Origin of the sequence: Scytonema sp. PRP1 (genome assembly GCF_036697665.2) — a bacterium.
GTDB classification, from domain to species: domain Bacteria; phylum Cyanobacteriota; class Cyanobacteriia; order Cyanobacteriales; family Nostocaceae; genus Kalymmatonema; species Kalymmatonema gypsitolerans.
In genome coordinates, this window is record NZ_JBAHYJ020000124.1 from 1 (window position 1) to 19,438 (window position 19,438).

Annotated in this window: 17 protein-coding genes and 2 pseudogenes; 8 read left to right on the plus strand and 11 right to left on the minus strand. The window is 43.6% G+C overall.

Features of this window, described 5'->3' with window-relative positions:
• Positions 1-376: 376 nt before the first annotated feature.
• Entirely contained in the window at positions 377-988 is a 612-nt protein-coding gene (locus tag V5G28_RS33145) for an SAM-dependent methyltransferase (RefSeq protein ID WP_332989034.1), read from the minus strand.
• Positions 989-1,346: 358 nt separating this feature from the next.
• Between V5G28_RS33145 and V5G28_RS33150 the strand changes: the two genes are divergently transcribed.
• Together V5G28_RS33150 and V5G28_RS33155 are read left to right on the plus strand one after the other, a co-directional pair.
• Positions 1,347-1,577 carry a hypothetical protein gene (locus tag V5G28_RS33150; protein ID WP_336231524.1) on the plus strand — a complete coding sequence of 77 codons (231 nt, stop codon included), beginning with the start codon at positions 1,347-1,349 and terminating at the stop codon, positions 1,575-1,577.
• Positions 1,578-1,938: 361 nt separating this feature from the next.
• Complete coding sequence (locus V5G28_RS33155; protein ID WP_332989039.1) at positions 1,939-2,082, plus strand: helix-turn-helix domain-containing protein; 144 nt, start codon at positions 1,939-1,941, stop codon at positions 2,080-2,082.
• Between the two features lie 276 nt (positions 2,083-2,358).
• Here V5G28_RS33155 and murB read toward each other — a convergent pair whose 3' ends face one another.
• Together murB and murC are read right to left on the minus strand one after the other, a co-directional pair.
• Positions 2,359-3,360 carry a UDP-N-acetylmuramate dehydrogenase gene (murB, locus tag V5G28_RS33160; RefSeq protein WP_332989041.1) on the minus strand — a complete coding sequence of 334 codons (1,002 nt, stop codon included), beginning with the start codon at positions 3,358-3,360 and terminating at the stop codon, positions 2,359-2,361.
• 155 nt (positions 3,361-3,515) lie between these two features.
• Positions 3,516-4,976, minus strand: coding sequence for a UDP-N-acetylmuramate--L-alanine ligase (gene murC, locus V5G28_RS33165; RefSeq protein WP_332989043.1), 1,461 nt, complete (start codon positions 4,974-4,976; stop codon positions 3,516-3,518).
• A 339-nt stretch (positions 4,977-5,315) separates the two neighbouring features.
• Between murC and nadD the strand changes: the two are divergent.
• Positions 5,316-5,849, plus strand: a pseudogene (gene nadD, locus V5G28_RS33170) (nicotinate (nicotinamide) nucleotide adenylyltransferase); the annotation flags it as partial.
• Positions 5,850-6,189: 340 nt separating this feature from the next.
• Positions 6,190-7,206: a type I glyceraldehyde-3-phosphate dehydrogenase gene (locus V5G28_RS33175; RefSeq protein ID WP_096568434.1), complete on the plus strand. Its 1,017-nt coding sequence runs from the start codon at positions 6,190-6,192 to the stop codon at positions 7,204-7,206.
• 180 nt (positions 7,207-7,386) lie between these two features.
• On the opposite strand, the gene thiL is transcribed toward V5G28_RS33175, so the two are convergent.
• From thiL to V5G28_RS33205, 6 genes and pseudogenes are all read right to left on the minus strand, one after another.
• Positions 7,387-8,427 (minus strand): thiamine-phosphate kinase, encoded by a 1,041-nt coding sequence (gene thiL, locus V5G28_RS33180; RefSeq protein ID WP_332989046.1) that lies wholly within the window; start codon positions 8,425-8,427, stop codon positions 7,387-7,389.
• A pseudogene (locus tag V5G28_RS33185) lies at positions 8,424-9,677 on the minus strand (LL-diaminopimelate aminotransferase). The gene thiL and the pseudogene V5G28_RS33185 overlap by 4 nt, the downstream one beginning before the upstream one ends.
• A gap of 2 nt (positions 9,678-9,679) precedes the next feature.
• On the minus strand, positions 9,680-10,015 hold the full coding sequence (locus V5G28_RS33190; protein ID WP_073635741.1) for a thioredoxin family protein: 336 nt from the start codon (positions 10,013-10,015) through the stop codon (positions 9,680-9,682).
• Positions 10,016-10,224: 209 nt separating this feature from the next.
• On the minus strand, positions 10,225-10,998 hold the full coding sequence (locus tag V5G28_RS33195) for a PspA/IM30 family protein (protein ID WP_332989050.1): 774 nt from the start codon (positions 10,996-10,998) through the stop codon (positions 10,225-10,227).
• 162 nt (positions 10,999-11,160) lie between these two features.
• Positions 11,161-11,862 (minus strand): PspA/IM30 family protein, encoded by a 702-nt coding sequence (locus V5G28_RS33200; protein WP_332989052.1) that lies wholly within the window; start codon positions 11,860-11,862, stop codon positions 11,161-11,163.
• Positions 11,863-12,004: 142 nt separating this feature from the next.
• Complete coding sequence (locus tag V5G28_RS33205) at positions 12,005-13,348, minus strand: hypothetical protein (RefSeq protein WP_332989054.1); 1,344 nt, start codon at positions 13,346-13,348, stop codon at positions 12,005-12,007.
• Between the two features lie 130 nt (positions 13,349-13,478).
• On the opposite strand from V5G28_RS33205, the gene V5G28_RS33210 reads away from it, so the two are divergent.
• On the plus strand, positions 13,479-14,054 hold the full coding sequence (locus V5G28_RS33210; RefSeq protein WP_332989056.1) for a DUF721 domain-containing protein: 576 nt from the start codon (positions 13,479-13,481) through the stop codon (positions 14,052-14,054).
• Between the two features lie 862 nt (positions 14,055-14,916).
• Positions 14,917-15,216, plus strand: a complete 300-nt coding sequence (locus tag V5G28_RS33215) for a hypothetical protein (RefSeq protein ID WP_332989058.1) — start codon at positions 14,917-14,919, stop codon at positions 15,214-15,216.
• Between the two features lie 384 nt (positions 15,217-15,600).
• Here the strand turns inward: V5G28_RS33215 and menB are convergent, their stop codons facing one another.
• Entirely contained in the window at positions 15,601-16,434 is an 834-nt protein-coding gene (menB, locus tag V5G28_RS33220) for a 1,4-dihydroxy-2-naphthoyl-CoA synthase (RefSeq protein WP_096568457.1), read from the minus strand.
• Positions 16,435-16,472: 38 nt separating this feature from the next.
• Between menB and V5G28_RS33225 the strand changes: the two genes are divergently transcribed.
• The gene (locus tag V5G28_RS33225; RefSeq protein ID WP_332989061.1) at positions 16,473-18,509 is read left to right on the plus strand and encodes a KAP family NTPase; all 2,037 of its coding nucleotides are present in this window, start codon (positions 16,473-16,475) and stop codon (positions 18,507-18,509) included.
• A gap of 26 nt (positions 18,510-18,535) precedes the next feature.
• Here V5G28_RS33225 and V5G28_RS33230 read toward each other — a convergent pair whose 3' ends face one another.
• Positions 18,536-18,670, minus strand: coding sequence for a hypothetical protein (locus V5G28_RS33230; RefSeq protein ID WP_332989063.1), 135 nt, complete (start codon positions 18,668-18,670; stop codon positions 18,536-18,538).
• Positions 18,671-18,801: 131 nt separating this feature from the next.
• On the opposite strand from V5G28_RS33230, the gene V5G28_RS33235 reads away from it, so the two are divergent.
• Positions 18,802-19,438, plus strand: a 637-nt coding sequence (locus V5G28_RS33235; protein ID WP_332989064.1) for a helix-turn-helix transcriptional regulator, incomplete at its 3' end; no start/stop codon positions are given.

The following is a 19,438-nucleotide window of genomic DNA, read 5'->3' on the forward strand; positions in this document are numbered from 1 at the left end:
GAGGCAGCTGTTACGCACAAAACGAGCAGTGCGGATAGCATCATCCAGCTTTCCGTATTGCTCGTTCGTTCCAACGAGCTTTGCCTCAAATACCAGCATCATTACGCTCAACTCTATAGCGTAATGATAGCATGATTTCAAAAAGCCGTTCTAGAAGGACGGGGCTTTAGACCCAGTTTTTCGGTAATCCGATGACAAGAACAAGCGTCAACTGGGGTAAAGTTGCGGCTCCAAAACATTATATCGAACTTCCCGCAGAACATGGCACCGTATGTCACCAACTCTTGCATTGCGCCTAGTTAAAGAACTAAATTCATATAGTTCATCCCATGTCAATCATTGTTCAATGTATCCCACGTTACTAGAAACGCTCCCATCACTTACGGCAAACCAGTGAGATGAGTGCAGACATCCCGTTGTGTCCTACCCCTTCGGATAAAATGGCATCGTGTTCCACAAGATGGAGAATTTCCATTTTTGCGAATGATTCTTGGAGCAACTGAGGTGTGTACATATTCTCCACAGATGGTGGACCTCCGGTTTTAAATTCCAATTGTTTGGGTGTGTAACCTTGTAGGAGCAGTAAGCCTCCAGTTTTTAGAGCTGCCTTAACACGCTCGAAAATTAGCATACGCAGATCAGGTCTAGCAAATTGGATAAATATTGCCACAATTGTGTCGAACCGCTCTACTCCCCAGTCCCAAGTGGCGAGATTAACGACCTCTGTTGTTATGGTTACACCTCGGCTAGCTGCCAAACGCTGCGCCTTTTCAAGGGCAATTGGTGAGATGTCCACAGACAAAACATCAAGTCCCATTTCGGCAAGCCAGACCCCATTACGCCCCTCTCCATCTGCTAGGGCAAGAACCTTTTGCCCTGGTGTTAACCTATAACTCTGGGAGCGAAGGAATTCATTTGGTTGTTGACCAAAAAAATATTCATTCGTTGAGTACCTCTGGTTCCATCGCTCAAGCTCGTCACTATGCATACATTTAAACGAAATTTTGTCATTACTATGAAAGGAAATCACTGCTGGTGTCAAAAGACAAAATGTCAAACTTACTTAACATTTGGGAGAGCAATCGCTCACCAAGCACCAAACCTTGATACCTCGGTCACACATTCTCAATAAAAATGCTCTTTTCCTGAGAAAAGTGATTGGTTAATTGTCAAGTGGGCAACAAAGTCAATCTCTATAAAGTATGTATAGCAAGCCTTTCAAGCTTGTTAATAAAGATGTGACTAATGGATAGGGCACGTCACCAGGGGGGCTTTTATTTTTGGCAAAACACCGTAATTTACCTTAATGCACCATAATCACTCCGTTGGGCTATGTGAGTCTGTTAATGTCCATCAACGTGTTCATGCTGTATTCTGTCATCAGCTGTGAAACGGAGCGTGTTCCTGTATACTTCAATGCGAACCAAGCCTTGTGCGACAAATTTAAGGCTTTGATAGGCGTTTCCCAGTCGGGTTTAGGTGGAGACATAACACGCCTCAATTCCTCTATTTGTGCTTGGAGGGGAGCGATCGCCGTCATCCTTGGAGGCGGTGCTAGCAATGCCAGGGCTAAGTAGCCTTACTAGAACTAGCTGCTGAGCAACTAGTTCTAAAGATAACTATAGTCATGAGGTAGGTGTGACTGAAAACAATGAGCAAATTTTTGACCGTAACGACTAGGAGAGCAATTCAGTACTAATTTATAGATTTTTCCGGAATTATCTCGCTTGCGTGAGGTTGGGTCGAAACGTAGAAAAATCTGCCAGCCTCCGGAAAAATCGCCCATGTATAAATACTCATTTTTTTAGAAAAATCCACGTTTGGGCGATTTTTCCGCCCAGATCGTTGGCGCTAAACCAACGCGCTTAGTAATGAGGCTGGCAGATTTTTCCGGTTTTAATGAAGCGGTAGGATTAGATAACAGCTACACACGCACTTATGACTAGATATGTCAGACCGCGAGAAGCGATGCAAATCCTCCAAGTTTCACAAAAGACTCTCAGAGACTGGGACAAAGCCGGAAAAATACGTACAGTTAGAACTCCTGCGGGACATAGACGTTACGACATTGACAATTTTTAACTGGTTTTGATGGTGAGAATATTTTAGAGATATAGCAACAGCCAAGGTGGTTAGGACATCAACAGATGATAAAACCTAGACACAAAAAGTCTTTTCACCCAGTCCCCAGTCCCCAGTCCCCAGTCCCCAGCTATAATTGCTATAAGTTTATGGTCGAGAGATTCGATGCGGGATGTGCTATTCCTTATCTTCCCCCCGTAAACGGGGGGATAGAGGGTATGTGAGGAAGGATGTTGTCGAAATTGTGAATAATTAATTAACAGAACCTGATATTATTCAAGCAGCAGCTTGAAACTCTCCGATCATTTTTACTTCTGGTTCTAATACAACAGACCAACGTTCTTGTACCTGAAGCTGGACATGACGGATGAGATTGAAAATATCCCAAGCGCTAGCCCCACCACAGTTGACGATAAAATTAGCATGGCGTTGTGCAACTTGCGCTTTGCCAATTTGGTAGCCTTTCAAACCCGTTTGTTCAATTAACCAGCCAGCGGCGTAAGGTTTGGGATTACGGAACACGCTGCCACAACTGGGCAGGTGATAAGGTTGAGTATTCAGTCGATGCTGTTTGTGCTGTTTAGTAGCTGCCAAAACTTGGGCTGGGTCTGCCCCAGGTTGAAGTTGAAAAGTGGCTTGGGTGACAATGCGATCGCTTCCTTGCAGATTCGAGGTGCGGTATCTGTAGCTCAACTGTTCTTTGCTAAGAGTTTCCAAAGTACCATTAGGTAAAATTACCTCAGCACTGACTAATATATCTGCGATACAACTATTATGTGCCCCTGCATTCATAACTACAGCACCCCCAATCGTTCCAGGGATACCAACAGCCCACTCGAATCCTTGCCATCCTTGCTCTGCTGCTTGCCATGCAATAGCTGGAATTGGTTCTCCTGCTGCTACAGTTAATCGACCTGTTTGGGTATCGAAATGGCTATGGCGCAGATGGCGAGTCACAATTACTAAACCTGATATCCCACAATCACTTACGAGCAAGTTAGAACCTGCTCCTAGTATCGTTACTGCCATATCATGTATTTTTGCATACTGAATACTGGCTTGCATAGCCTCTAGATTTCGAGGAGCAACACACCACTGAGCAGGTCCACCAACCCTGTAAGAAGTATATGCTGCCAGAGAGACTTGGGATTTAATAACGCAATCAGTACCAGGTAAATAAATTTCCTTAGTTTCGATGGAATTTTTAGATGTTAGTTGTCTGGTGTTTGTCAAGCCAGAAACTTTGCAGACATTAGCAACTGCCTGGGAGATAGTCATATTTTCTAGAATGAGCTAAATTTTGATGTTTATATGCCGTAAAAATACGACAACAGCGAGAAGCAATGTAACTATTGCTAGACGGACGCTATGAGCCTTGAGGGAAATAATCTTGCATAAAGCAGAGCTCCCTCTTATTGCCTAAGTCATCTTCCTTAGGAAGTTGCTTGAACTGGCGGGCATAGTGTCGCCATGACTTCGGGAATCACTTGATTGAGATTCCCTGCTCCCAGAAACAGTGCTAAGTCTCCACGGTGCAGAGTTTGCTGCAAGTACTCGCTAACTGAGGCTATTGGTTGGTATATCACCTGTGAGTGCTGCTTAGCCACTTCAAGCGCGAGTTTTTCACCACTGACTTGCCCCAGATCTGGCTCGCCTGCACTGTAAATGTCAGTGAGGACGACTAAATCAGCATGACTAAACGATTGAGCAAATTCCTCCAGAAAGGTGAGTGTGCGGCTATAGCGATGGGGTTGGAAGATCGCAACGACTCTCTGGTGTGATCTTGCCTGTAGGCGTGCAGCAGCGAGAGTAGCGCGAATTTCACTCGGGTGATGGGCGTAGTCGTCAATAAAAGTGATGCCATTAGCTTCACCCCGAAATTCAAAACGGCGTCTTGCGCCTTCAAAGCTAGCAAGACCCTTTGCAATTTCTCCAAATTCTAACCCCAATATCCGACCAACCGCCACTGCTGATAAAGCATTGCTGAGGTTGTGCTTACTTAGTAAGCGTACATTTAACACGCCCAGAGCCTTGCCTCTTTCCCAAACAAGAGCTGTGGTGCCATCCGCTCTATAATCTACGTTGGTGACGCTATAGTCAGCGCCAGTCTCAGGATACAAGCTGTAGGTAATCGTGGGTTGTAAGCGATCGCGTACCGTAGCGCAATCAATGCTGCCTATCAAAGTTTTACAGCCTTTGGCAAATGTCTGAAATGTTTCAACCACTTCCTCTAACGTGTCGTAGTGGTCAGGGTGGTCTAATTCTATGTTGGTAATAATGCCTATTTCCGGAGTATGTTTGACCAGCGATCCATCTGATTCATCTGCTTCTGCTACTAAATATCGACTTTCCCCGATTCGGGCATTGCCTGACCAAGCATTGACTTCTCCACCTACTAAAATCGTTGGATCAACACCTGCTTGGAGTAGCATATAGCCAATCATACTACTCGTTGTCGTTTTACCGTGAGTTCCTGCTACAGCAATGCTGTGATATTCAGCGATTAACGCTGCCAGTACATCAGACCGATGGAAAATTGGGCAACCCAATTCTAATGCAGCTTTGTACTCTAAATTAGTTGTGTTAATTGCTGTTGAACAAATGACTTGAGGCAGTTTTGCTTGCTCAAAAGCTGGTAATTCTTCTTGAGTGTTTACTACTACTCCATTAGGCTGAGAAAAAGAACGAAAGAACTCAATATTACTTGCCTCTTGCTTGCCAAAAATATGAGTTCCGATAGATTCTAATTGTCGGGTAATCTGGTTAAGACGAATGTCCGATCCTGATACTGGCAAATTGCGCTTTGCTAGCACATACGCTAGAGCAGACATACCTATACCGCCAATACCAATGAAATGGAATGGTCTACCACTAAAGTCTACAGTATTTTTCATTGATTTTTCCTCTATCACCACACCACAGAATCGTCCTAAATGACACGCGTATCATAACAGGAATTCAATTTTTACCGATACCACCTCTGTATACTTTTCATTATTTATAAGTTGATTTTTTCGCTCTTGTTTTTTCATTCAAATCGATTTTACCCTTGTTAGTGATTTTTTCTCTTTCTGAACAGATATATTATGTTTATTCTGAATATTTCTGCCAGATCGGGAAACAAATCATTGTAACTGAAAATACATATTTTTGGGTCATTTGCTACAACTTGCTACAATGGGAAATTGGTAGATAAAATTCTTTTGAATTGCATAAAGCTTGGACGTGAGTGGATGCAACGATTGGCAATTTTTGGTGGTACTTTTGATCCAATTCATTGGGGACACCTTGTGTTAGCACAGACAGCATTGCATCAAGTACCTCTAGAACAAGTCATTTGGGTGCCTTCACAAAAGCCTCCTCATAAACAGGCGGCTTTATTTGAACATCGAGTCGAGATGGTGCAACGAGCGATCGCAGACAACCCGGGATTTACTGTATCACTCGTTGACAAAAGCCGTGGAGCTTCTTATGCGATTGACACCCTGATAGAGTTGTCTGCTGACTACCCCAATACTCACTGGTACTGGATTGTTGGTTTGGATACATTTCAAACCTTACCTCGTTGGTATCGTGGACAAGAATTAGCACAATTGTGTGATTGGTTAATTGCACCCCGACTCCCAGGTGGTGAGAATATAGCTCAAAGTGAGTTAATCTGCAAGGAAGTGGAACAAAAACTGACACAACAGAGAGTCAGCATACAGTGGCACTTATTGCATATCCCTTTAGTAGGGCTTTCGTCAAGTCTCATTCGTAACCTTTGCCGCGATGCTCCCGAACAAAACCGCTCCTTGAGCGATGGCGCAGAGCACCCACTGAGTCCAGAGGTGCCGCTAGGCTTACACGATGCTCCCGAAGGGAGCCGCGCAAGGCGCGATGGCGCAGAGCGCCCGCTTCGCGATCGCCAATCAATCCGCTATCTAGTCCCAGAATCAGTCAGGCTTTATATTGAGGCTCACAACCTGTATACAAACGGGTAGGAAGAAAATATTTATTTTTTTGAGAATCTAACACTTTATAGTTATAAATACTCTCCCCTTTGCGGTATGATCTGGGTCATCAGTAGCATTTTGTAAGGTCTAAATATACAGAGGGCAAGACGCTGTGATTAGAGTTGCAATCAACGGTTTCGGGCGCATCGGGCGTAACTTTGCACGTTGTTGGTTAGGTAGAGAGAATAGCAAGATCGACCTTGTCGCGATTAACGACACATCTGACCCTAGAACCAACGCTCACCTGCTTAAGTATGACTCGATGCTAGGGAAGTTAAAGAATGATGACATTAGTGCCGATGATAACTCTATCATCGTTAACGGTAAGACCATTAAGTGTGTATCTGACCGCAACCCAGAAAACTTGCCCTGGAAAGACTGGGAAATTGACCTAATTATTGAAGCAACAGGGGTTTTCACTTCCAAAGAAGGGGCAACCAAGCACATCAACGCTGGTGCTAAGAAGGTGCTGATCACAGCCCCCGGGAAGAACGAAGATGGGACTTTTGTGATTGGCGTGAATCATCACGACTATGACCACGAAAAACACAACGTCATCAGTAACGCCAGTTGTACAACCAACTGCTTGGCTCCCATTGCTAAAGTGTTGCACGAGAAATTTGGTATTATCAAAGGCACGATGACCACCACTCACAGCTATACTGGTGACCAACGCCTGCTAGACGCGTCTCACCGGGATGTACGGCGGGCACGTGCTGCAGCGATCAACATTGTGCCTACCTCCACTGGTGCAGCAAAAGCTGTAGCGCTGGTACTACCAGATCTCAAAGGCAAGCTGAATGGTGTGGCGTTGCGCGTACCCACCCCAAACGTTTCCATGGTCGATTTCGTCATACAAGTCGAAAGACCCACTATTACTGAGGAAGTCAACCAAGCCCTTAAAGATGCCTCTCAAGGTGAACTTAAAGGCATTTTGGACTACAGCGAACTACCCCTGGTCTCATCTGATTATCAAGGTACTGATGCCTCTTCCGTTGTCGATGCCAACTTGACCTTTGTCATGGGTGGTGACTTGGTCAAAGTCATGGCTTGGTATGACAACGAGTGGGGCTACAGCCAACGAGTTCTTGACTTGGCAGAGTTAGTCGCCGAAAAATGGGTTAAATAGTCAACAGTCATTAGAGCCTTTGACTAATGACTAATGAACCTCTTGCAAAAGTCAATTTTATGAAAAAAAACCACAGATGGACACAGATGGACACAGATAATTTATTTGCGTTTATCGCATGCATCTGCGGTTTTAAATATTCATTAATCATACTTTTGCAAGAAGTGTAATGAGTATTGACTAATGATCAAAATGTTGAAATCCCCGACCAAGTTGTAAATCTTGATCGGGGTATTCTTGTGTTTGGTCATGCAAAATTACTGTTGACTCACCTGTAATTGTGCCGACAACAGCCGCGCCGTTGCCTATCTGTTGCACAAAAGCATAAGCTGGTTCTTTTGGCAAGCACAGTACTAACTCAAAGTCTTCGCCACCATATAAAGCATATTCCAGCGCTTGTTCTTTTGTCAGCCACTGATTGAATGCTGTTGGTAAAGGAATTGAAATGCGTTCTACGACAGCACCAACACCACTAGCACGGCAAATTTGTACCACAGCATCTGCTAAGCCATCACTGCTATCCATACCAGCTATACGGATTTGGGATGGTAAAGACGCGTCATGATGCGCCTCTAGAATTTCCCAGAGAATTGGTAAGACGTCTAGTCGGGGTAATGGTCTTTGGTGCGCCTGGATCAATGTTGCGCGATCGCTTTCACTGAGGTTTTGCCCTAATTCGGGATGCAGCAGCAATTTTAAGCCAGCCGATGAAGCCCCATGAACACCTGTGACAATTATGGCATCTCCCACTTTCGCAGTGTTGCGGCGAATGACACGTAACGGCGAAACTTGACCAAAAGCGGAAATAGCTATGGTCGTTGTGGGCGATCGCACGATATCACCACCGACTATTGGGGTATTGTACTGTTGCAGGCATTGTGTCATTCCCTGGTACAATTGCTCTACCCAACTGACGGAAACATCCCCAGGAAGTCCTAGCCCGACAGTAATTCCTAATGGGGAAGCACCCATTGCTGCTAAATCCGATAAGTTAGCAGCAGCAGATCGCCAACCTGCATCTTCTCCAGAAGTCGTAATTTCACTGAAATGAACACCATCAATTAACACATCAGTTGTCACTACCAGAGATTGCCCTGGTTCAGTAGGAACTACAGCAGCATCATCCCCGATAATTTCTGGAGGACAAAAGCGTTGTAACCTTTTTAAAAGACCTTGTTCTCCAATATCTCGAACTTGCAAAGAAGATAACTCACTGTTCACAAAAACTTGGCAATTCTCTCTACAGCGGTTTGTAACACGGGTGTGTCATGCACTAAAGCAAAGCGGACATATCCTTCTCCAGATTTGCCAAAGCCACCACCGGGTGAGGCGGCTACCCCTGTTTTTTGCACAAGCTGAGTACAAAACTCTACAGAATCTCGACTCCACGGTTCTGGTAACCTTGCCCAAACATACATTGTTGCCTTGGGAGTCGGAACATACCAGCCAATACGATGCAAAGCACCTACAAAGGCATCTCGACGTTGGCGCAAGGTTTCGACAGTGGCTGTGACCCCATTTTGTGGACCAGTTAAGGCAGCTATAGCGCCGTTTAAAATCCCTCGGTACTGATTAAAATCAATTGCTGCTTTGATTTTACGTAAAGCACCAATCAATTCGGCATTACCGATGGCATAACCAACACGGAAGCCGCCCATATTATAGGACTTCGAGAGGGTAAAAAATTCAATTGAGACGCTTTTATCTGGGTCAGCTTGCAAAATAGAGGGAGCAAGGGATTGGTATTTGCCTTTCCCTGTTTCCTGAAATACCAAATCCACGTAAGGAAAATCGTGAACTAGGACGAGATTGTGTTGCTGACAAAAAGCAACGGCTTCTTTAAAAAAGGATAAAGGTGCGATCGCGGTGGTAGGGATTGTGAGGATAGCTTAAGACCATCATCCGCGACTGTGCCAAGACAGGTGCGGGAATATCGGCAAACACTGGTAAAAAATCGTTTTCTGCCAGCATTGGCATTGCGTAAATTTGCCCGGAGGCGAAGTGAACTCCCCCATATGCGAGGGGTAACCCGGATCAAGCAACAGGGCATAATCACCTGGGTTGAGAACTGCTAGAGGTAAATGAGCCGTGCCTTCTTGGGAACCAATCAGGGGCAGTACCTCTGTTTCTGGATTGACACTAATACCAAATTTTTGCTCATACCAGCTGGCGGCTGCTTGGCGAAAGTCTTGAGTACCGTGAAATAGCAAGTAGCCGTGGGTACTTGGGTTGTACAGAGATTGGGCGATCGTCTCGATGACGTGCGCTGGGGGTGGTAGATCCGAAGATCCAAGTGACAAATCAATTAACTCTTGTCCTGCAGCCAAAGCCTTTGCCTTGGCTTTGTCCATATCAAGAAATACATTTGATTGCAGGGGTTGTAAACGCTTGGCAATCTGCATTTTTAGTCCTTTGTCCTTTGTTATAAGTCGTGAGTCATTTGGCAATTGCACAAAGGACTCATGACTCATAACTAATTACTATTTAAATGAGAATCTAACAGGCTGAGGAATTTGTCTTTGCTGATGACTCCTTCAGTGGATACCAAAAGTTTATCTCCTTGAAAGAGTCGCAGGGCTGGTACACCTTCTACCTGGTACTGCTTGACTGTGACCGGGTTAGGATCAACTTCCATTTTTACCACTTTGAGGCGATCGCTGTAGGTAGTGGCTGCCGAGTTTACCAGGGGTGACATCAATTGACAAGGTCCGCACCAGGAAGCCCAAAAGTAAACCAATACCGGTTGATTGGCTTGCAACACTTCCGTTTCAAACTCAGCATCAGTTATGGATATAACACCCTTACTCATGGCTATCTCTATCAGGTGGCATCGTTCATTCGTAGGCACACAAAATACTTTATCCCAATCTGTTGGCAGTCAACTACCTCAATTGACCGCGATTTGTGCCCAAGTCATCATACTAATGATTTGTGAGTAACCAAGCACTTATGCTTAATGAAGCAAAATCCCACAACCGAGTGGCGTGGGATTGGCTCAAAACTTGTTTGCTCAAAAGCCTACATTTGATCCAATTGCTTGCGTAGCGAATCCAACTCGGCATCAACCACTTCATTATTATTTGATTTTGGAGCAGTTGTTTGTTGGGGTAGTTGGGGCTGATTTGGTGAACCGCCAGGTAGCATTTGCGCTTTCATGGCTGCTAATTCATCATCCACATCGCTACTCCCTTCCAACTTGGCAAATTGGGTTTCTAAATTTGTACCTGTCAGTTCAGCTGCTGATTGCGCGCGCGCTTCTTGCATGAGAACTTTGTCTTCCATGCGCTCGAAAGCAGCCATTGCACCGCTGGTATTCATACCACGCACCATGCCTTGGAGTTGCTCTTGAGCTTTGGCCGCTGTAATCCGTGCTTTGAGCATTTCTTTCTTGGTTTTTGCCTCAGAAATTTTGCTTTCCAGCTGGATTAAGTTACGCTTGAGAGTTTCAACCTGAACAGTTTGCTGGTCAAGGCTGCTTTTGAGGGCATTACCAGTGTCGGTAAAAGTCTTCTTGCGCTCGAGTGCCTGTCTTGCTAAGTTCTCATCGCCTTTTTGCAATGCTAGTTGAGCATTTCGCTGCCACTTATTAATTTCGTTTTGGGCGTCATTATACTGTTTTTCAGTACGTTTTTGGGCTGCAATTGCCTGTGCAACGCCCTGACGCAGCTGTACCAAGTCTTCCTGCATTTCCAGGATAGCTTGTTCTAGCATTTTTTCCGGGTCTTCGGCTTTATTGACCAGGTCGTTGAGGTTGGCACTGACGACTCGCCTAATGCGATCAAATAATCCCATAACTCTGTTTTTCCTCTTGTGATTTACGCGCCTAGTTGGGCAGTTAGCTTTTTTACTATTTCATAGCTACTTATTTCAATGTAATCGTTCCGGTTTGGATTAGTCCTCCTCACCAGTTCTTATTTTTTAAGATACGCTCCAAATTGAATCATTGCCCAGTGTTCATAAATCTGGAGTTTTCGGTAGCTGTTGTCTTTTTTGTGATTCAGTAGAAAGTTCAGCCTTCATTGCTGCTAGTTCTGCATCAAGCTGATCACCCTCTTCCAAAGAAACAAATTGCTTTTGCAAATCATCTGTACTGGTAATAGAGATCGCTTCTGTTTGAGCCTCGAGCTGCAAAACTTTTTCCTCCATACGCTCAAAGGCTTTCATGTCCTCTATGCTAGAAGTCGCGCCCAACATTTCTTGGAGTTTATATGACGCTTCAGCAGAACGAGCGCGCGCAATATACATATCTTTTTTGGTTTTTGCTTCGGCAATTTTTTGCTCTAGCGTCCGCATATCCTGTTTCAGTCTGGCGACAATACCATTTTGTTGTTCTATTTGAGTGGCAAGTGCTTGTGCCGTTTCTTGGTAGGCATGGCGTTTGGTCAAAGCTTCGCGTGCTAAAGGTTCGTTGCCTTGTTGCAGAGCCAGTTGAGCGCGGCGGTACCATTCTTCTGCTGTAGACTGAGCATGAGCCATTTGTCGTTCGGTGCGCTTTTGGGTAGCGATCGCTTGGGCTACCGCTTGCCGCAATTGCACCAGATTCTCCTGCATCTCCAAGACAGTTTTTTCCAGAATCTTTTCTGGATCTTCCGCACTCACAACCAAACTATTGAGGTTTGCGCGAATCACCCGCCTTATACGGTCAATCAGTCCCATGTTAGACCCTCCATTCACGGTTAATTAGGAGTGTAAGGGGTCAAGGGGTTATGGATTAAGAAAATCTTTTCAATGATGATTTTTCTTTGATTGCTCACCTACACCCCTATTGATTCTCTTTCCCCTTTGAGCACAACTGCTCTTAAGGCTGTTGAATTCTCGCTTTCATGCCTTTTGCTTGTAGCTCTTGCAACAATTCTTGTGCTTTCTCTTTGCTCTTGAGGGCACCCAGATAAATAAATTTACCGTCGGCTGATAAATAAGCATCAGGAATAATTTGCCGTGCAGAGGCAAAACTGCGATCAGTTTGATTATCTATGATCACATGATAAAACCCATCTGCTGACGGTTTGATTTGTGTATCCGGCTTTTGTTGAGTATTCGATGCCGTCTGAGTAGGGTTCGTTGTTGAAGGCGGTGGCGAATTCAGTCCTAAAGGAGGCTGCACATTCGGTACTGTGAGTCGATTGGTGGGGTTTTGGACATTGATGTCAGGTAATGCTGTTGCTGTTGGTTGGGATTTAGGTTTTAAGCTAACGACATCATTTGGATCTCTCACCTCCGCAAACTCGTCAGTCGCTAAATTTGGATACTTAGGTATAGGCGAGAGAGTTGGTTGAGCTACGGTTTTAACATTCTTACCAGATTCGGCGGTATTTTCCGCAGTCGTTGGCGCATTTTGTGTAAACAATTTATTTAAACTAAATTGTGACAAGCTCTTAGGATTAAATGCTACATACCCTAGGGTAAGACTTGCTAATAAGAGTAGTAGCATCGAGCCAATGCCCAAGGGTGATAACAAACTGTCGTTAGAATGAGTGGGTTTCTGAGTTTTAGATTCTTCTGTTAAACTTCGCAGTAGTGCTTCAGACGATTCCAAATAGTCATTTGGTTGTTTGTCTGTGTCATCTTGTGATGCAACATTTTCGCTCTGGGTCTGACTTTGTTCCTTGATTCGTGTAGGCACAATACTGGCATTAGGCGCTGGTATAGTTTGCGCTTCGACATCAGTTGGTGTTGCTTCAGATTGTGGCTGTTGTGTTTTTGAGGAAACTGCTGTATCTGATTGGGGTTGTAACAAAGTGTCGGCTGCTGTCACTGATGCTGACACCTGATGTTGAGTTTCTGCTACAGATTTCGGCGTGTTGATTTTTGTTTCTGCGGTAACAAGAAGTTCCTCTTGCCCGACAGTCGGAATCGAGGTTTTTGGTGTTGCCAACCCAAATTTCTGGAGATTGTCTTCTAGTGGTGATTTTGTTGTGTCCGTTATTGAATGAATCCCAGTTAATTGTTGATATTTACTGCTTGTGGAAATGCCTACACGGGGTTGGCTGAATGTTCTATATCCAGTTCGTGTACGTCGATATCGAGTTAACTCTTGATCGAGTTGTACTTCCAAACTAGCCAGTGCTGCTGCTAGTGGTGGTTTCAACCCAGTTTTTTTGGAAGATTTCTCACCCGAATCTACTAGGGGGTTTTGACTCATAGCCTGTCTGCCTCAAACCTAGACTGCCGGATTAATCTAAAATACTAAAAATATATTTGTGCCAACAAGAGCGAAATTTATCATAGATATATTGCATAACTATGCTGCAATTTTTGCCAAGGTTGGCTAGATGTCGTTTAAATCAGTTAATGATATTTTAAAGGTTTTGGAAGCTCAAGCTGAATGGCAAGAGCAATCATTTCAACGCTTGCTTAAGTGTTGGGCTGAAGTTGTAGGACCAGTAGTAGCTGCTCACACTCTACCTTCGTCGATTGAACGGGATGTTTTGCGGGTGGGAACTTCTAGCGCAGCTTGGGCACAGAACTTAACTTTCGAGCGCCAGCGCCTACTTGTAAAGTTGAATGAAAAGCTGTCGATTGGTTTAGTCGATATTCGTTTTTCTACAGCCCTATGGCGGCGTCCTCAACAGACTCCCAAGGAACAACAAACAATCTCACTGCGCGAACATCCTAGTTACGTGGGTGATCAGATGAACGTAGCTCATGATGTTACATCCGCACCCGAGGACGCCAATGCTGCTTTCCAAGATTGGGCGAGAACAGTACAAGCGCGATCGCACGGTTTACCTCTTTGTCCTTTGTGCGACTGTCCCACCCCACTCGGCGAACTTCAGCGTTGGGGTGTCTGTTCTGTCTGTGCTGCTAAGCAATCTTTCACTCACGGTATAGGGGAATACAGGCGTTGATGGTTAACAGTTAACCGTTATCAGTCAATGCGCTGTTCCCACCCCTAGTGCGGGATGGGATCAGCTTACAGCGCTTTTCAAGTAAATAAACCACGGGGTAGAGGCTTCTAAAAGCCCGTGCCCCAACAAAAATTTGTGGTTCAATTAACTAAAAATAGGGAGATGCTACGCCTTACCGGCTTGGTATCTTGTCAAAAAAACAGTCACCCCTGATAACAACTTTCATTGCCACACTTATTAACTAGTCAACGAAATAAGGCTGGCTGTTTTTTTATTTTATTAGAGAATTACAACAAATAAATTATCGACTCTTGGTGGAGTGGGCATCCCAGAGCGCTTAGTTTATTGGATGCTCCCCAATCCGATCCCACAAGAAAAAGTTGGATATTTTTTTATTTGGAACTTCGTTAACCTATTAAAAAACTTTTGTGATTAGTCCGTAGATATAGGAATTTCTTCGCAAACCACTTGCTCTTACTAAAGATAGAATATTTTTACTTCTTTAGAAACTAGCTAATTCACTGTGTCATCACGCTTGATCTGTCAAAAGTACAGCCTAATTCTTTTTAAAAAGTGTCCCTAAAGACTGAAGTTCAAAGGCTAGTTAAATCGTTATCTTTGTAATTACCTTTGATCCCCATTTAGTTTCAGCCAAAATTTAGCATGCTTAACCTCCTGCAATTAATGTATCACTTTCTTAACAAAACAATTGAAAAATATGACACAAACATAAAGACATTCTAAAGTTAATTTTTTCCTTGGGATCGCTATAACCTAGTAGATACACGGGTTGTGGCTCAAATCCACAATTCTGTATAGACGCAAAATAAAAGATGAAAATTAGCCCTAAACGGCACTAAATATGAAACAGATGAAATCACTTACTTCTGCCTGTAAATATTGTCGTTATTACAAGCTAGAAGGGCGTCGTGGCGGGTTTTGCCAACAATTGGGAGCACCAGTGCTGGGTAATTGGAAAGCTTGTTCTTTGGCACTGCCACCGTTTGCTCCTTCTTGGGAAAATTTGGAAGATGTTTGGGCTTTGCCAAATGCAAAACCAGTCTTAGCTTCAGGTTTAAACAAAGCAGCGCTTGCTCCTGTGCAGGAAACCGCAACTACCAGCTGTTCTGAAAAGGCAAAGGTTGAGGCAGTACTAATATAGCCTTTCTTTGTCAAAACAGGAAAAGTGTAATCGCTGAAACACAATTTTAGTCTAGTTTTGAGCTCATTGGTTAATGCCTCTTTTCATTTGAAGTGAAATTAGACTTTTACCTTGTAAAGCGCGAACCTTTGACACTTAAGTTTGTGAAAATGCTGAAATCAGTTATCAGTTGGCAGTAAACAGTTATCATCTCATCCAAAAAATGTCTACTGAACTTAACAAATTCATCCGTGAACAAATAAAAAATCTTGTTGAAATCCTCTAACATCAGGTGTGAAAATGAATTGACAACTGATAACTGAACACTGTTTTAACGTTTATGGGTGTTAAAAACACAACACATAAAAAATCGCACCTTTGAGAAAAGGGGCGGTTTTTGTGTTTCTAAGGTAGCCAGGGATATTGACGAAAGTCAGGTGGACGTTTTTCTAGAAATGCTTGTTTTCCCTCTCTTCCTTCTTCTGTCATGTAATAGAGTAAAGTGGCATTGCCAGCGAGTTCTTGCAAACCAGCTTGCCCGTCACAATCGGCGTTAAATGCTGCTTTCAGACAACGAATGGCGATCGGGCTTTTTTCTAAAATCTCCTGCGCCCACTGAATACCTTCAGTTTCAAGTTGTTCCATTGGAACAACGCAATTGACTAAGCCCATGGACAGTGCTTGCTCTGCATTGTACTGTCGGCAGAGAAACCAAATTTCTCGCGCCTTTTTTTGTCCAACAACACGGGCAAGATAGCTAGCACCAAAACCCCCATCAAAGCTACCAACTTTAGGACCAGATTGTCCAAAAATGGCGTTATCAGCAGCGATGGTGAGATCACAAATCAAGTGAAGGACGTGTCCTCCACCAATTGCATACCCAGCGACAAGGGCAATCACTACTTTTGGCATGGAACGAATCAAGCGTTGCAAGTCCAACACGTTCAAACGCGGTATGCCATCATCGTCTACATAGCCAGCTTGTCCGCGTACGCTTTGGTCGCCTCCAGAACAGAAGGCGTATTTGCCATCAGTGTGTGGACCAGCACCAGTAAATAGAACAACGCCGATACTGGTATCTTCGCGGGCGTCGCAGAAGGCGTTGTACAGTTCAAAAACGGTTTTGGGACGAAAGGCATTGCGTTTGTGGGGACGGTTGATGGTAATTTTGGCAATGCCATCAGTTTTGTGGTAAAGAATGTCTTCGTAGGTTTTAGCAGTTTGCCAGTTAATTTGCATCGCGAAAAAGTATTTACTTCAGCTTAAAAATTTTATCGTTGGTCAGGTATACGCATACCTATGATATGTACGGCGATCGCCCAAGGGACAGTGGCAAAGCCAATCGCACAGAATTCTATCGTAGGGTGGCACAGCGCTATCTAATATATGTGTCACGATTGCAGTACAAGTCAGAAAAGTTTCTTATGGCACAGACTGAAACTCATAACCACCTGCAAGATGACCTCTTTATTGAACCAGAAAAAGACCGACTAGGATATGCGCCCTTCGCCAAGCATTTGGCAGACAGTATTTGCAAAATGACCGTTACTGAAGGGTTCGTGATTGCAGTGTACGGTTCTTGGGGTTCCGGGAAATCAACACTGTTGAACTTTGTAGTTCATTATCTCCAGCAAAAGCCTGATGAGGAGCAACCAATCATCGTTCCCTTTAGTGCTTGGTTGTTTACTGGAAACCAAGACATTACAAGGCGCTTTTTTGACCAATTACACAGCGTTTTAACCTCTGTAACATATGTACCCAGAGGCTTGAAAGAGCGAATAGCTGGTTTTGCTAAAGTTATTTCTGAAATTCCCCTGCCTTACGCTCAAGCTGGCAAGGCAGTAGCAACATTATTTAACGATCAGGAGAAGGAAGCTTCCGAGTTAAAAGAAGAAGTTGAACACACAGTGGTGCAGCAGCAGCGGCGAATAGTCGTTGCAATTGACGATATTGATAGGCTTCCTGCAGAGGATATCAAGCAGCTATTTCGCATTTTTAAAGCGATTCCGAATTTTACTAATGTTGTCTATCTTCTCGTTTTTGATAAAGAAGTTGTTAGCAAAGCACTTTGCGAAACTAAGGAGGCATCACCACAAGCATATTTGGAGAAAACCATTCAAGTTGCTTTTGAGTTACCTTCTCCAGATAAAACTTCACTTCGTCGGCTACTTTTTGAAAAACTCGATAGTGTTCTGATTGGCACACCAAAGGACGGCGAGGACGCTAACTCCAGTCAACCGTGTGATGAGACAAGTCCAAGCGCTGAAGAACCAGAACTTCAGGAGGTTCCTGACTTGGAGGAGGCTGATGTGGAAAACCCATCCACCCCGCTGGCTGAGGTATTTGAGCAAACCTACTGGAGCAATGTTTACTTTCAAGGAATAGACCACTTCATTACTAACCTCCGCGACATTGTTCATCTGACTGACACCCTAACAATGACATATCCGGTAGTGAAAGGCGAAGTGAACCCAGTAGATTTTATTGCTTTAGAATCACTGCGGGTTTTCTATCCAATGGTATATGACATAATTCGTAAAAACCAAAACTATTTTGTAGGAAAAGTAGATTATTCATTAGATGAAATAAAAAAGTTCCATAATTCTTGGCTTGCCCAATTGCAAGATAAAGATAAGCAACCTGTTAAAAATTTGCTCAAAATTATTTTTCCTAAATTACAAGCTGTTTGGGGAAAAAGATATTATTATGAACAACAAGAATTAAAGTGGCGAAGCCAACAGCGTGTATGCTGTTGCGAAATATTTCCTATCTACTTCCGTTTAACTTTATCAGAACCTGATTTATCTAATATTCAGATTCAAGCCATTCTTGCTTCATCTTGTGATGCCAAGCTATTTGGAAAGAAACTTATAGAATTGTCTGATCAAATACGTCCTGATGGTACAACTCAAGTTAGGGCATTTTTAGAAAAACTTGAAAATAGCACGCTCAATGAAATTCCAACTGATTGCATTCCCTCAATTGTGGAAGCTTTCTTTGATGTCGGAGAAGAAGTGTTGTGTTCTGACGATGAACCTCATACCACAATGTTTGATTTTGGCAATGAAATTAGGATTCATCGTATCATCTTACGGTTGTTATGCCGTCTTGATGAAGCTGCACGGTTTGAAGTGTTAAAAACCTCAATGGCTCAAGGAAAAGCATTATCAATAATTACAAAAGAATTAGAATATTTAAATGAGCAACAAGGTGAGTACAGTTCAGATATATTTAACCTTCAAGATGAAGACTTAATTAGCACACAACATCTGAAAGAACTGGAAGAAATTGTTGCTAAAAGAAAGCAGGCATAAAATGTGTATTGATATTGAGCCATGCGCTAGCGATCGCTTGTATATATAGCACTTCTTGTTTGGATGAAGTAATTATTTATCTGTGTCCATCTGTGTCCATCTGTGGTTCTTATTTCTTGATGTATTGCACTCAACTCTCGAACCGCTATAGTCGGTTGCATGGGCGTTGTTATGCTGCATCTGGAGCAAGACAGCCTATTCCCAATATGAGCAAGCACTATTTGTCAAGCTACACTTGACGCTCCTGTGGTCAAGAATGTAAAGTGATACTTGACGACGAACAGACGAAGCTATGAAAAACCGACTGAAAGAACTTCGGCAACTGCACCAATGGTCACAATCTGACCTAGCTAGAGAATTAGGAGTCAGTCGTCAGGCGGTCAATGGTTTTGAATCCGGCAAGTTTGACCCTAGCCTGGACATGGCTTTCAAAATTGCCAGCTTGTTCAACGTTGCACTTGAAGAGGTTTTCATCTATGAGGCAAACAATTCTATGCAAACACTTGTTGAGCGATTCAAAAATTACTTTGGTTTCGAGTTTGGTTTCGAGAGGTTCACTGAAAAGGCAATCAACGCGATTAAGTTTGCAAGAAATGAGGCAGCACGTTCACACAAATCACAAGTCGAGCCAAAACATCTGCTTGCTGGCTTGTTGGCTGATCCAACCACAACAAGTGCTCGTTTACTTCGAGCAAATGGCTGCCAGGTGAACATCGAAACCAATGAACATTCTTTTGAATCCCGTGAGAATTTAAAATTTAATCCACAGAGTAATTTCGTTCTAGAACTAGCCTTGCAAGTCGTTCGGCTTCAGGGTAAGAAGTCGATTGGAACTGAACATCTTTTGTGGGGTTTACTCCGTCTAGGTGAAACAGACAAGACTACTCTGAGTGAACTGTTTCAACGATATGAAATTGATCTCGAAGCCG